The sequence below is a fragment of the Pseudomonas thivervalensis genome (assembly GCF_001269655.1).
GTDB classification, from domain to species: domain Bacteria; phylum Pseudomonadota; class Gammaproteobacteria; order Pseudomonadales; family Pseudomonadaceae; genus Aquipseudomonas; species Aquipseudomonas thivervalensis.
In genome coordinates this window covers 165590-179137 of sequence record NZ_LHVE01000015.1, presented here as the reverse complement: position 1 = coordinate 179137, position 13548 = coordinate 165590, and the positions used below count along the sequence as shown (strand labels likewise).

The following is a 13548-nucleotide window of genomic DNA, read 5'->3' as shown; positions in this document are numbered from 1 at the left end:
GTCCCAGCCTGGCACTGCGCCCGGTTTGGTTGCCCCCATGGAGTACATGACAGGCAAAACGGGCAGACAGCTCAGTGACCGAGCGTAATGACAGCTCTGCAGATTCGCGAAAAGTGGTGATTTGCCTGAGAGAACAGCAAGCGCGCCAGCTTCACTCGATCTGTGTGGGCGGCTCTCTGTGGGCGGTGCGGGGTGCCAATACCAGCGCATCAGCGGTGTTGCGAGGCCCGATCAGGAGACGTCCTTATAATCGGGGGGAGATTGTATCGAAGAAACGCAGGGAAATGGTCGTGTTTAATGACTTTTATTAGGCGTCCGGTCAGATGGTCAACAGTTGCCGGTGGCGTGCGCGGGCACGAAGCGGTTGCACGCGGGCGCTGGCGGGCAGTGGCTGGTGCAACCAGTTGAGACGGATCTCGTCGATTTCCACCCAGCCTTCACCCATGGGCTGCAGGCTGCACTGCTTGAAAGCCTGGCAACGGCCGTTGCGATCGAGCAGGGCGAAGCTGCGGTGATGAGGGCGCGGGGTGAACAAGGAGATGAGATAACGCATGAGCGGATACCGAGTCAGGAAGCTTGGGGCAAGCCTGACAGCGGGCCATGACATGCAGGTTTAAGGACCGTGACAATGGGGTGACAGGAACCGGCAATCACGGCCCGTGTCAGACATTTCAGTATTCATCGCAAGGCGCTAGTTCACCGCGATGGCGCACCGCTATACTGCCGGCCTGTTTGTGCCCGATTCTGGAGAGAAGAGCATGTTGCAACGCCTGTTGTTCGGTTTGATCGCTGTGACCAGTCTGACCCTCGTCGGCTGCGCCCACAGCCCGCAACAACTTAACCCGGAGCCCAAGCTCAATGCCCAACTGGCGCCAGTGGGGCGTGGCCAGCCGGTGGTGGTGCGGGTCGTGGACGGTCGTCCGTCGCCGACGCTCGGCACCCGCGGCGGGTTGTACCCGGAGACCAGCGTGATCACGGTGCAGGGCGCGCAGATCCTGCCCAAGCTGCAGGCCCAGGCTGAAGCGGCGGTGCGTTTGCTGGGCTTCACGCCGACGGCCAACGCCTTGAATGCGCCGCAACTGACGGTGACCCTGGCCGAGCTCAAGTACCAGTCGCCCAAGGAAGGCATGTACGTGACCGAAGCCACCATCGGCGCGACCTTCCGCTCCGACGTGCAGAACGCCAACCGCCGCTACAGCGGTCGTTACGGGGCGTCCCTGGACCAACGCTTCGGCATGGCGCCTAACCAGGACACCAACACCAAGCTGGTCAGCGACGTGTTGAGCGATGCCCTGACCCGGCTGTTCAAGGACCCGACCATTGGCCAGGTGCTGGCTGAGTAAACCTTAAGTCCCGTAACCCCACAGTTTTTTCAGGCTGCCTGGGAATAGAACTCCAGCACGCTGATCCCGGTCAGCAGGTCTGTCTCCGGCAGGTCGGCATGTTGATGGCCGCCGAGGGCGCAGTACACCAGCCAATGGCGGTCCTGCACATTGAAGGACAGGCTGTCGACGAGGTTCTGTTGTTCGTCGCTCGGGCTGATGAGGTAGAGGCGATCCTGGTTTTCGGCATGCAGCATGACGGGTTCCGTGCAGGTTTGAAGGGCGACAGAGTGGCCTAATCAGATGACGAAACGGTGACTGGGGAAATTAATCCAAGGCCTGATTGCCGATCCTGTAATGACCAGGCCAGCCCAACAAAACACACACGGCCCGAATGCCTGGCGACAATCCTGTGGCGAGGGAGCTTGCTCCCGCTGGGGCGCGAAGCGGCCCTGTTTTGGGGCTGCTACGCAGCCCAGCGGGAGCAAGCTCCCTCGCCACAATGACTCACACAAGCCTTCAGTGAACAGTATTACAGTGCGGCGGTGGGATCGTTACTGGTCGGAAAAAACGGCGCAGGACGGCAGGCTTTCGGTAGAATCCGCGCCCTGTTCGTAGGCCACGGGCATGTCCTGTCCGTTTTTTGCTTGAGGTTCGTGATGTCGTCGCATCTGTTTTCGTTGTTCGCCGCCCACCCCGCCAAACTGATCAACCTGTTCGCGTTGCTGTTTGCCTGCCCGGGCGGTTGGGTGCTGCATGCGACGCGCCGCCGTGAGCTACGGGCGCGAGCCTGCCTGCAAGCACGCAGTGGCAACGGTGATGAACGCTTCGAAGCCCTGCTGGACCTGGCCACCCAGCGCATGAACCGGTTTTTCTACCGGTTCGGCTTTGGCTGCCTGGCGCTGGCGTTGTTGGTGTCGTGGATCAGTACGCAGTTCTGATGAAGTAGCCTTGCAAGGCAATCGAGGATCGCGTTGCAAAAGTGTTTGCAGGGCAAATGAGGATTGCCTGGCAAAAGTGCTTTTGTGGCGAGGGAGCTTGCTCCCGCTGGGCTGCGTGAAGCGGCCCCCTTCGAGCGGTCAACTCAAATCACTGCAAGCCCGTTTTGCGATTGCTGCGCAATCGAGCGGGAGCAAGCTCCCTCGCCACAGAGGCCAAACCAGGCCCTCGCAAGCCCGGCTTTAAAGCGCCAACCCCGCCTTGACCCGATACTGATTACGCACCGGCGTCGCATACTGCAGCACCAGGAACGGCCGGTGTTCCGGCGGGCACGCGTCCAGCCGGCGCTGCCATTCTTCCTCGGCCTTGGCCAGCTCATCAGCACCAAACACCTCGGCCGCGGTCGGCACCTGCAACTGCGGATCGGCGTCGGCCCATTGGGCGTAGGCCAGGTAATGCACCGGGAACAGCCGGTAGCCGCCGAGAATCTGCCGGTCCATCTCCAGGGCCAATTGCTTGGTGTCCTCGAACAGTTCGGTGATGGGCGCAGCAAAGTTCACGTGGACCCGGCCTTTGTAGCCGGTGATGCCCTTGGCGATGCTCACGTCGTCTTCGCCCGGTGCCTTGGTGTAGGTGCCGGTGGTGGCGCGGATGTACAGCTCGCGGGCCTTGGCCTGGTCGCACGGGTCGTATTCGTAGCTGATCGACACCGGCGTGAGGTTCAGCGACTGGATCACTTCGCCAAACGGCTCATCCTTGCGACTCATGTGGAACATCTTGAGGATCGCCGATTCGGTCCGGTCGTCACCGTCCTTGGCCCGCCCTTCGGCCTGGGCGATCCAGATCGAGGCGCAGTCGTTGCGGATCGAATGGTTGATGTACGCCGACAGCAACTGGTACGCCGCCATTTTTTCCCGCCGCCCGGTGATGGAGCGGTGCACGATGAAGCTCTTGTTCAGGCGCATCAGGTCACTGACAAAAGGCTTTTGCAGCAGGTTGTCGCCAATGGCGATGCGCGGCGTCGGCAGGCCGGCGTGGTACACGGCGTAGTTGACGAAGGCCGGGTCCATCACGATATCGCGGTGGTTGGCGATGAACAGGTAGGCGCTGCCGGACTTGAATTGCTCCACTCCGGTGTAAGTCACGCCATCGGTGGCGCGCTCGATGGTGTGGTCGACGTAGAACTCCACCTTGTCCTGCAACGTGGCGACTGACGTCACACCGGCGAACTCACGGCGCAATCTTTGCGCTATAAGGGGTTTGAGCATCCAGCCAAAGGCGCCGGCCAGGCGTGGGAAGCGGAAGTGGGTGAGGATATCTAGAAACGCCTTGTCGCCGAGCAGCCGTGCCAGCACCGCTGGGACTTCGCTGTCGTCGTAAGGTCGGATGGCATCGAATTCGCCCATCATGCTCTCTTGTTGGAAACGGCTAGGGTAAGTAAAGGTTCGATCGAAAAAACGACAGGGCACGGCCTGGAAGATAAGCCAGACAAAAATAGCCCTGCAAATAGACCGGCGATTATACGCACAAGTCACCTGGGAGACCGCGATGCTGGAACAGGCTAGTTATGATTGTCCCTATTGTGGGGAGGAAGTTGAGACAACCGTGGACTTGTCCGGTGGCGACCAGACCTACATCGAGGACTGTCAGGTGTGCTGCCGGCCGATCACCTTTGTGCTACAGGTCCATGGCGAGGAATGGCATCTCGAGGTCTTCAGCGAAAACGAATGATGGGGCGCCCATGCAGCGAATCTACGAGCTGGACAACTTGATGGAAGGGGAGTTGCTGCAAGGCATGCTCGCCAGTGAAGGCATCACGGCGCACCTGGTGGGGCGCGATCTGCTGGGCGGTGCGGGAGAATTACCCATGCAGGGCCTGCTGGGGCTGGCGGTGGAAGACGAACAGGCGCAATACGCCCGGGAGTTGATCGCCGCGTACAATGCCGCGCTGCCGCTGCCCGGCGATGAACCGGACAGCTACCCCGGCACGCTGGTCTGTTAGGCTGGCGGTCGTTCGTTCGATCAAGAGTCGTGTTGCCCCATGTGTGGACGTTATGCCCTGTTTCGCTGGAACCCCACCTTTGCGGCCCTGCCCGGTTTTCCCGCCGATCAGAAGGCCCAATGGAATATTTCGCCCAACGATTCGGTGCTGATGCTGCGGGCCGGCGCCGAGGGCCAGCGCGAACTGGCCCGGGCGCGCTGGGGGCTGACGCCACCGTGGCTGACCGACCTGTCCCGCACCCCGGCCCATGCCCGGGCCGAAACCGTGGCCGAGCAACCGATGTTCCGCGAGGCTTTGCGCCTGCGCCGCTGCCTGCTGCCGGCCAACGGCTTCTATGAATGGCGCGGCGGCACGCGCAAGCGTCCGTACTGGCTGACGCCGGGGGAGGGCTCGTCGTTGTTTTTTGCTGCGATCTGGGAGGCGTATCCGGTGCAGGAACAGGTGTGGCTGAGCACGGCGGTCATCACCCAGCCGGCGGCGGGTCAACGTCGGCCGTTGATCCTGGACGAAGCAGGCCAGCGCCTGTGGCTCGATCCCGAGACTCCGCTGCATGCCTTGCAGGGATTGTTGGCCAGCGAGCCGGCGCCACTGCGCGAGCGGGTATTGGCCAATATGGTCAATGATCCGAAGCTCAATGGGCCGGAGTGCTTGACGCCGGCTTGAGCATTGCGGCGCTTGTATTGGCCCCATCGTCGGATCGCCGCCCGGAGCAAGCTCCCACAGGAAATGTTGCATTACCGCTGGGCCATTGTGGCGAGGGAGCTTGCTCCCGCTGGGCTGCGCAGCGGCCCCTTTTGGTGAGCGCTTCGCACTGGAGCGCCAGCCCGGTCAAGCGGGAGCAAGCTCCCTCGCCACAGGTTCATCGCTTTTCTTAAGTGAGCTGCCTGACATTATGAGAGCGGACGGTTACTCGTGATGCGGTTCGCCCAGGAAGGTCAGCGAGGTGAACACGCCGCGGGTGTCCACGTCCTTGTTATCCTTGAGCTTCACTTCCATCTGCGCCGCAATCACGTTCAAGCCTTCGTTGCGCACCAGCACCTTGGCCCGGCCTTCGGCGTCGGTTTCCGTCGAGACGGTGTTCGGCGCGCTGCGGTAGTCGCCCACCAGTTTCACCCCGGCCGCCGGTTTGCCGTCCAGCAGCACCCGTACCGGCAAGGACTGGCCCGGGCCTACGGTCAGCGGGTCGACTTCCGGCAGGATAACGAACTTGATCGGTTCAAGCGCCGGCAGTTTCGCCCCCGGCTCATAGATCGCCAGGCTGTACTTGAACGTCTGGGTCGCCTCGACCGCTCCGGGCACTTTGCTGCGGCCTTCGTTGATCCACTTCTTGTCCGCGGTCTTGGACCACATGCCATTGTCCAGCGCCACGGCCAGCACGGCCGGCGGCTTGAGCGGTTGCAGGCGGGCGTGGTCCGGCAGGCGCTCTATGGTCACCGGGATCATTTTGCCGCCCAGGTCATAGGCCCAGGCACCGCTGACTTTCTGCGCCTTGAAGGCATTGTCTTCGGCGCCGTGGCCGTAGATCACTTCGATGTTGCCGCGGCGCTGTTCGGTCCACAGGCCATGGGCCGAGGCCTGTGTGGCCAGGAGCAGGCCGAGCAGGGCGAAGGTCTTGGGGTATTTCATGCTGACTTCCTTTATAGATCGAGGGTGAGGCTGACAGTGAAGTTGCGCGGATCACCGGGAGTGACCCAGTAATTGCTGTAGGAGCGTTCGTAGTATTTTTCGTCGAAGACGTTGTTCAGGTTCAGGCCTACGGTGACGGTGTCGCTGGCCTTGTAGTGAGCCAGCAGGTCAACGGTGTGATAGGCCGGTAATTCGAAATCCTTACCGGCTTCGCCCGAGCGATCGCCGACGTAAGTGAACGCCGCGCCGACATCCGAGCCGCGCAAGTGCCCGTCCTGGAACTCGTAGACTCCCAATAGACTGCCGCTATGTTTGGCGACACCGAGGATTCGGCTGCCGGTAGGCGTCTGCTGGTCACCCTTGGTCACTTCGGCGTCGATGTAGGCATAGGCGCCGATCACCCGCACGGCGTCGGTCAGTTGCCCAGTCACCTGCAAGTCGATGCCCTGGCTGCGGGCCTTGCCGATAGCGCGGCTGAAATCGGTCCCGGCGACTGGGCTCAGGACGTTTTCCTTTTCGATATGGAACGCTGCCAGGGTGGTGCTCAGGCGGTCGTCGAACAACTCGCTCTTGATCCCCATTTCATAGCCAACCCCTTCCTCGGGGTCGAAAGTCTTGCCGCCGGCATCCAGGCCGTTGTTAGGTTTGAACGAGGTGGAAACGTTGGCGAACAGGCCGACCTGGGGCATCAACTGATACAGCAGACCGGCCCGCTGCGTCAGGGCGTCGTGGCGCTGGCGGCTAGTGTTATTGCGGGTGTGATCGTCGATGCTCTGCTCGAAATGCTCATAACGCACGCCGAGCATGCCTCGCAGCTTGTCGGTGAAGACGATCTGGTCCTGCAGATTCAGCGCACGGCTTTGTACATGTTCGAAGAAGTCTGTGCCGGTCCGAGCACCGTTGGGTTTTGGCTGGCCATAGATCGGCTGATAGATGTCGATGGGATAGGTACTACCACCGATCGTAGTCACGCGCTCGTTCTTGCGGTAGTCCTCATATTCGCTGCCGATCAGCAGTTCGTGCTGCCAGGGGCCGAGATCGAACAGACCGCGCAGTTCCAGCTGGGTGATGCTGTCGTGCCAATTGTTGTCGCGCTCGCGATAGCGGCGGTTCACGGTGTGGCCGTCGGCGTTCAGTGGCCGCGCCTCGGAGGCGAAACCCCAGAGCTCACCCTGCTTGTAGTGACTGGCCAGGCGCAGTTGCCAGGTGTCGTTGAGCTGATGTTCGAGGGCGGCCTGGAGCATGTTGTTGTGATTGTCGATGTCGCCGTCGTTGGGCTCGCCCAAGAAAGTCGAGCGGGAAACGCCGCTCCAGCGATTGTTCGGAGCGACGATGCCACGGTCGAACGTCGAGCTGTGGCGCACGATTTCGCTTTCCACCAGCAATCGCGTGTCGGGGTTCAATTGCCAACTGATGGAAGGCGCCACGAAGACGCGCTTGCTGTCGACGTGATCGCGAAAGCTATTGTTGTCCTCGACCGCCAGGTTGACCCGCGACAACAGCTGCCCTTCGGCGTCCAGCGGCGTGTTGACGTCCAGCGCGGTGCGGTAGCGGTCCCAACTGCCGGCGCTGGTTTGCAAGGTGGTGAAGGCTTCCGGTTGCGGTTTCTTGGTGACAATGTTCACCGTGCCGCCAGGGTCGCCCCGGCCATACAGGCTGGCGGCCGGGCCCTTGAGCACTTCGATGCGTTCGATGTTCGCCGCGTCCGGAGTACTCGGATAGCCACGGTTGGCGCTGAAACCGTCCTTGTAGAACTCCGAAGTCGTGAAGCCGCGCACGCTGTATTCGTAGAGCGTCAGGCCGCCAAAGTTGTTCTGCTTCGACACGCCACCGGCGTATTCCAATGCCCGTTCGACGCTCGTGCTGCCCAGGTCCTTGAGCACGCTGGCGGGAATCACGCTGATCGATTGCGGGATGTCGCGCAGGGCTGTGTCGGTCTTGGTTGCACTGGCGGAGCGGGTGGCGCGATACCCCGTGACAGGTCCGGTGGCGGATTCGTAGTCTGACGTTACGGTGATGGCGTCCAGCTCCAGGGGCTGGATTTCTTCGGCGCAGGCCGGATCGCCCAGCAGCCCGAAGGCGAGACTGGCGAGGGAGATCCGTTTCAGGGATGACATGTTATGTTGTTCCAATTTTTAGTATTGAAACAATATAACACTACCAATGAGAATTTATGCTATTTCTGATTGAATAACCAAGCATCGTTTTTGTGGCCAGCGAGCAACCCTGTGAACACCGTGTAGGAGCTGTCGAGTGCAACGAGGCTGCGATCTTGTCCCAGACAATTGAGTCGCAAGCGAAAGATCAAGATCAAGATCAAGATCAAGATCAAGATCAAGATCAAGATCAAGATCAAGATCAAAAGATCGCAGCCTTCGGCAGCTCCTACAGAACCCAGCGGGAGCAAGCTCCCTCGCCACGGGGATGGGTTGCTACGGGTTACTGCTCTTCCTTGACCACCACCGGCGCCGGCGGTGGGCGCAGGCCGATTTCGGCGGTGAGCTTGAGCTCCTTGCCGTTGCGCATGACCTGGATCGTCACCTTGTCGGTGGGCTTGATCCGCGCCACCTGGTTCATCGAGCGGCGGCCATCGCCGGCCGGTTCGCCATCGATGCTCAGGATCACATCGCCCAGTTGCAGGCCGGCCTTCTGCGCCGGACCGTCGCGGAAGATCCCTGCCACTACGATGCCGGGCCGTCCGGACAAGCCGAAGGACTCCGCCAGTTCCTGGGTCAGCGGCTGGACTTCAATCCCCAGCCAGCCACGGATCACCTGGCCGTGTTCGATGATGGACTTCATCACCTCCATCGCCAGCTTCACTGGAATGGCGAAACCGATGCCCTGGCTGCCGCCGGACTTGGAGAAGATCGCCGTATTGATCCCGGTGAGGTTGCCGTTGGCGTCCACCAGGGCGCCGCCGGAGTTGCCGGGGTTGATCGCGGCGTCGGTCTGGATGAAGTCCTCGTAGTTGTTCAGGCCCAACTGATTGCGCCCGGTGGCGCTGATGATGCCCATGGTCACGGTCTGGCCAACGCCGAACGGGTTGCCAATGGCCAGGGTCACGTCGCCGATGCGGATGCTGTCGGAGCGGCCGATGGTGATGGCCGGCAGGTTCTTGAGGTCGATCTTCAGCACCGCGAGGTCGGTTTCCGGGTCGCTGCCAATCACCCGGGCCAGGGTTTCACGGCCATCCTTGAGGGCCACCACGATCTGGTCGGCACCGCTGGTGACGTGGTTGTTGGTCAGGATGTAGCCTTCCGGGCTCATGATCACGCCCGACCCCAGGCTCGACTCCATGCGCTTCTGCTTGGGCGAGTTGTCGCCGAAGAAGCGCCGGAACTGCGGGTCTTCGAATAGCGGATGGCTGGGTTTGTTGATGACCTTGGTGGTGTACAGGTTCACCACGGCCGGCGCGGCGGTGGTCACGGCGTCGGCATAGGACACCGGCCCCTGTTGCACCGCCTTGCTTTGCGGCGCCTGCTGCAGGTTGACGTCGAGGCTCGGCAGGCCGACCCATTCCGGGTAGCGCTGGATAATCAGTAGAGCGACAAGCACGCCGGCCAACAGCGGCCAGCCGGAAAAACGCAGCGCCTTGAGCATTAAGCACGTCCTACAAAGGTTGCAGGCGGTATGAGACCGCCCATAATGTCGCGCATTATACGAGGCCGCGCGCGCCTCTGAACGGGATATTTAGGAGTCTTTTCATGGCCGTAGCCCTGAACACCCTGGTAGAAGAAGCGGACCGTTACCTGGCCAGCAGCCGGATTGCCGATTATTGCCCCAATGGCCTGCAGGTCGAAGGCGCGCCCCAGGTGATGCGCATCGTCAGCGGTGTCACCGCCAGCCAGGCCTTGCTCGATGCGGCCGTCGAGGCCGAGGCCGACCTGGTGCTGGTGCATCACGGTTATTTCTGGAAGGGCGAGAACCCTTGCGTCACCGGCATGAAGCAGCGTCGCCTCAAGACGTTGCTCAAGCATGACATCAGCCTGCTTGCCTATCACTTGCCCTTGGACCTGCACCCCGAGGTGGGCAATAACGTGCAACTGGCCCGCCAGTTGGACATCACCGTCGAGGGGCCGCTGGACCCGGACAATCCCAAGATCGTCGGCCTCGTTGGCTCGCTGTCCGAACCGATGACGGCGCGGGATTTCGCGCGCAAGGTCCAGGAAACCATGGGCCGCGAGCCCTTGCTGATCGAAGGCGAGCAGATGATCCGCCGGGTCGGCTGGTGCACGGGCGGCGGCCAGGGGTATATCGATCAGGCGGTGCTGGCCGGCGTCGACCTGTACCTCAGCGGCGAGGCGTCGGAGCAGACGTTCCACAGCGCACGGGAAAACGGCATCAGCTTCATCGCCGCCGGGCATCATGCCACCGAACGCTATGGCGTCCAGGCGCTGGGTGACTACCTGGCGCGCCGCTTTGCCCTGGAACACATCTTCATCGATTGCCCGAATCCGATCTGACTGCTTATAACCCCTGTGGGGAGTTATATCCCCTGTGGGAGCGAGCTTGCTCGCGATAGCGGCGGACCAGTCGACATTAATGTGGCTGACACACCGTCATCGCGAGCAAGCTCGCTCCCACATAAAAGCGTGCGCGGGGCCCGAACCGGCAGGCATATCCATATGCTGTTTCGATCTAGTTGGCGCCCTGATTAGAAGAGGTCGCTGTGCTAGGATTCCCCGCTCGAACACGGCCCGCTGGCCGTTCATAAGAAAGTTTTCGTGAGTAGCCATGGTCGACAAACTGACGCATCTGAAACAGCTGGAGGCGGAAAGCATCCACATCATCCGCGAGGTGGCCGCCGAGTTCGATAACCCGGTGATGCTGTACTCCATCGGTAAAGACTCCGCCGTGATGCTGCACCTGGCACGCAAGGCGTTCTTCCCCGGCAAGCTGCCCTTTCCGGTGATGCACGTCGACACCCGCTGGAAATTCCAGGAAATGTACAAGTTTCGCGACCGCATGGTCGAGGAACTGGGCCTGGACCTGATCACTCATGTGAACCCGGACGGCGTGGCGCAGGGCATCAACCCGTTCACTCACGGCAGTGCCAAGCACACCGACATCATGAAGACCGAAGGCCTCAAGCAGGCCTTGGACAAATATGGTTTCGACGCCGCGTTCGGCGGTGCCCGTCGCGATGAAGAGAAATCCCGCGCCAAGGAGCGCGTGTACTCGTTCCGTGACAGCAAGCACCGCTGGGACCCGAAGAACCAGCGTCCGGAGCTGTGGAACGTCTACAACGGCAAGGTCAACAAAGGCGAGTCGATCCGCGTCTTCCCGCTGTCGAACTGGACCGAGCTGGACATCTGGCAGTACATCTACCTCGAAGGCATCCCGATCGTGCCGCTGTACTTCGCCGCCGAGCGTGAAGTGATCGAGAAGAACGGCACGCTGATCATGATCGACGACGAGCGCATCCTCGAGCACCTGTCCAACGAAGACAAGGCCCGTATCGTCAAGAAGAAAGTGCGTTTCCGTACCCTTGGCTGCTACCCGTTGACGGGCGCGGTGGAGTCCGAGGCCGAAAGCCTGACGGACATCATCCAGGAAATGCTCCTGACGCGAACTTCCGAGCGCCAGGGCCGGGTCATCGACCACGATGGCGCAGGCTCGATGGAAGATAAAAAACGTCAAGGTTATTTCTAAGGGGCTGTCATGTCGCATCAATCTGATTTGATCAGCGAGGACATCCTCGCCTACCTGGGCCAGCACGAGCGTAAAGAGCTGCTGCGCTTCCTGACCTGCGGTAACGTCGACGACGGCAAGAGCACCCTGATCGGGCGCCTGCTGCACGACTCCAAGATGATCTACGAAGATCACCTGGAAGCCATCACCCGCGATTCGAAGAAAGTCGGCACCACCGGCGACGATATCGACCTGGCGTTGCTGGTCGACGGCCTGCAGGCCGAGCGCGAGCAAGGCATCACCATCGATGTCGCCTACCGCTACTTCTCCACCGCCAAGCGTAAATTCATCATCGCCGACACCCCCGGCCATGAGCAGTACACCCGCAACATGGCCACCGGTGCTTCCACCTGTGACCTGGCGATCATCCTGGTGGACGCCCGCTACGGCGTGCAGACCCAGACCCGTCGCCACAGCTTCATCGCCTCGCTGCTGGGCATCAAGCACATCGTCGTGGCCATCAACAAGATGGACCTCAAGGACTTCGACCAGGGCGTGTTCGAGTCGATCAAGGCCGACTACCTGAAGTTCGCCGAAGGCTTGAAGATGAAGCCCACCAGCATGCACTTCGTGCCGATGTCCGCCCTCAAGGGCGACAACGTGGTGAACAAGTCCGAGCGTTCGCCGTGGTACACCGGCCAGTCGCTGATGGAAATCCTCGAGACCGTGGAAGTGGCAGGCGACCGCAACTTCACCGACCTGCGTTTCCCGGTGCAGTACGTCAACCGTCCGAACCTGAACTTCCGCGGTTTCGCCGGCACACTCGCCAGCGGCATCGTGCACAAGGGCGACGAAGTGGTGGTACTGCCATCGGGCAAGAGCAGCCGCGTGAAGTCCATCGTCACCTTCGAAGGCGAGCTGGAACACGCCGGTCCAGGCCAGGCGGTGACGCTGACCATGGAAGACGAGATCGACATCTCCCGTGGCGACCTGCTGGTGCATGCCGACAACGTCCCGCCGGTCACCGACAGCTTCGAAGCGATGCTGGTGTGGATGGCCGAAGAGCCGATGCTGCCGGGCAAGAAATACGACATCAAGCGTGCCACCAGCTACGTGCCGGGCTCGATTGCCAGCATCGTCAACAAGGTCGATGTGAACACCTTGGAAGAAGGTCCGGCCAGCGCGTTGCAGCTCAACGAAATCGGCAAGGTGAAGATCGCCCTGGATGCGCCGATCGCCCTGGACGGTTACGAGAGCAACCGCACCACTGGCGCGTTCATCGTCATCGATCGCCTGACCAACGGCACGGTCGGCGCCGGCATGATCGTCGCCCAGCCGCTGACCCACGGCAGCAGCTCCCACCACGGCAAACTGGCCCATGTGTCGGTGGAAGAACGCACCCAGCGCTTCGGCCAGCAGCCGGCCACGGTCTTGTTCAGTGGCCTGTCGGGCGCGGGCAAGAGCACGCTGGCCTATGCGGTCGAGCGCAAGTTGTTCGACTCGGGCCGTGCGGTCTTTGTCCTCGATGGCCAGAACTTGCGTCATGACCTGAACAAGGGCTTGCCGCAGGACCGTGCCGGGCGGACCGAGAACTGGCGCCGGGCGGCGCATGTCGCCCGTCAGTTCAACGAGGCCGGTCTGCTGACCCTCGCCGCGTTCGTTGCGCCGAGTGCCGAAGGGCGCGAACAGGCCAAGGACCTGATCGGTCGTGAGCGTCTGCTGACGGTCTACGTCCAGGCCTCGCCAACGGTGTGTGCCCAGCGTGATCCGCAAGGGCTGTACGCCGCCGCTGGCGACAACATCCCGGGCGAGTCCTTCCCGTATGACGTGCCGCTGGACGCCGACCTGGTGATCGACACCCAGGCGCTGACACTGGAAGAGAGCGTCAAGCAGGTGCTGGATCTGCTGCGCAAGCGTGGGGCGATCTAAGGACCGCCGCTGTAACTGAAAAGCCCGCGGATGAGTGATCATCCGCGGGCTTTTTTTGTCTGGAAGGACGCTATCGCGAGCAAGCTCGCTCCCACAGGG

The 13548-nt window shown here is 61.6% G+C and carries 14 protein-coding genes; 8 read left to right on the top strand and 6 right to left on the bottom strand.

All coding sequences use genetic code 11. The features are described 5' to 3' along the window. Positions 1 to 319: 319 nt before the first annotated feature. A complete protein-coding gene (locus tag AD659_RS22305; protein WP_053125162.1) occupies positions 320 to 553 on the bottom strand; it encodes a hypothetical protein in 234 nt (77 codons plus the stop codon). A gap of 205 nt (positions 554 to 758) precedes the next feature. On the opposite strand from AD659_RS22305, the gene AD659_RS22300 reads away from it, so the two are divergent. Further along, complete coding sequence (locus tag AD659_RS22300) at positions 759 to 1343, top strand: YajG family lipoprotein (protein ID WP_003205489.1); 585 nt, start codon at positions 759 to 761, stop codon at positions 1341 to 1343. Between the two features lie 29 nt (positions 1344 to 1372). Here the strand turns inward: AD659_RS22300 and AD659_RS22295 are convergent, their stop codons facing one another. Further along, a complete protein-coding gene (locus tag AD659_RS22295) occupies positions 1373 to 1579 on the bottom strand; it encodes a hypothetical protein (RefSeq protein ID WP_003185312.1) in 207 nt (68 codons plus the stop codon). A 402-nt stretch (positions 1580 to 1981) separates the two neighbouring features. Here AD659_RS22295 and AD659_RS22290 point away from each other — a divergent pair, with 402 nt between their 5' ends. Then, the gene (locus AD659_RS22290; RefSeq protein ID WP_053125160.1) at positions 1982 to 2263 is read left to right on the top strand and encodes a hypothetical protein; all 282 of its coding nucleotides are present in this window, start codon (positions 1982 to 1984) and stop codon (positions 2261 to 2263) included. A gap of 240 nt (positions 2264 to 2503) precedes the next feature. On the opposite strand, the gene AD659_RS22285 is transcribed toward AD659_RS22290, so the two are convergent. Then, positions 2504 to 3670, bottom strand: a complete 1167-nt coding sequence (locus AD659_RS22285; RefSeq protein ID WP_053125158.1) for a 1-acyl-sn-glycerol-3-phosphate acyltransferase — start codon at positions 3668 to 3670, stop codon at positions 2504 to 2506. Positions 3671 to 3809: 139 nt separating this feature from the next. On the opposite strand from AD659_RS22285, the gene AD659_RS22280 reads away from it, so the two are divergent. Genes AD659_RS22280 through AD659_RS22270 form a run of 3 tightly spaced genes read left to right on the top strand, consistent with a single transcriptional unit; the run spans position 3810 to position 4926 of the window. After that, positions 3810 to 3992: a CPXCG motif-containing cysteine-rich protein gene (locus tag AD659_RS22280; RefSeq protein ID WP_053125156.1), complete on the top strand. Its 183-nt coding sequence runs from the start codon at positions 3810 to 3812 to the stop codon at positions 3990 to 3992. A gap of 10 nt (positions 3993 to 4002) precedes the next feature. Beyond that, positions 4003 to 4263 carry a putative signal transducing protein gene (locus AD659_RS22275; protein ID WP_053125154.1) on the top strand — a complete coding sequence of 87 codons (261 nt, stop codon included), beginning with the start codon at positions 4003 to 4005 and terminating at the stop codon, positions 4261 to 4263. A 39-nt stretch (positions 4264 to 4302) separates the two neighbouring features. After that, positions 4303 to 4926 carry an SOS response-associated peptidase gene (locus tag AD659_RS22270; RefSeq protein ID WP_053125152.1) on the top strand — a complete coding sequence of 208 codons (624 nt, stop codon included), beginning with the start codon at positions 4303 to 4305 and terminating at the stop codon, positions 4924 to 4926. A 243-nt stretch (positions 4927 to 5169) separates the two neighbouring features. Here the strand turns inward: AD659_RS22270 and AD659_RS22265 are convergent, their stop codons facing one another. The 3 genes from AD659_RS22265 to algW all read right to left on the bottom strand — a co-directional run bounded on the left by AD659_RS22265 (position 5170) and on the right by algW (position 9489). Then, positions 5170 to 5889 (bottom strand): DUF4198 domain-containing protein, encoded by a 720-nt coding sequence (locus tag AD659_RS22265; RefSeq protein ID WP_053125150.1) that lies wholly within the window; start codon positions 5887 to 5889, stop codon positions 5170 to 5172. An 11-nt stretch (positions 5890 to 5900) separates the two neighbouring features. Next, positions 5901 to 8006, bottom strand: a complete 2106-nt coding sequence (locus AD659_RS22260; protein WP_053125148.1) for a TonB-dependent siderophore receptor — start codon at positions 8004 to 8006, stop codon at positions 5901 to 5903. 322 nt (positions 8007 to 8328) lie between these two features. Further along, a complete protein-coding gene (gene algW, locus AD659_RS22250) occupies positions 8329 to 9489 on the bottom strand; it encodes a Do family serine endopeptidase AlgW (RefSeq protein ID WP_053125144.1) in 1161 nt (386 codons plus the stop codon). Between the two features lie 104 nt (positions 9490 to 9593). Here algW and AD659_RS22245 point away from each other — a divergent pair, with 104 nt between their 5' ends. From AD659_RS22245 to cysN, 3 genes are all read left to right on the top strand, one after another. Next, a complete protein-coding gene (locus AD659_RS22245) occupies positions 9594 to 10352 on the top strand; it encodes a Nif3-like dinuclear metal center hexameric protein (RefSeq protein WP_053125142.1) in 759 nt (252 codons plus the stop codon). 271 nt (positions 10353 to 10623) lie between these two features. Continuing rightward, positions 10624 to 11541, top strand: coding sequence for a sulfate adenylyltransferase subunit CysD (gene cysD / locus AD659_RS22240; protein ID WP_053125140.1), 918 nt, complete (start codon positions 10624 to 10626; stop codon positions 11539 to 11541). A gap of 9 nt (positions 11542 to 11550) precedes the next feature. Continuing rightward, positions 11551 to 13449, top strand: a complete 1899-nt coding sequence (gene cysN, locus AD659_RS22235) for a sulfate adenylyltransferase subunit CysN (RefSeq protein ID WP_053125138.1) — start codon at positions 11551 to 11553, stop codon at positions 13447 to 13449. Positions 13450 to 13548: the final 99 nt, after the last annotated feature.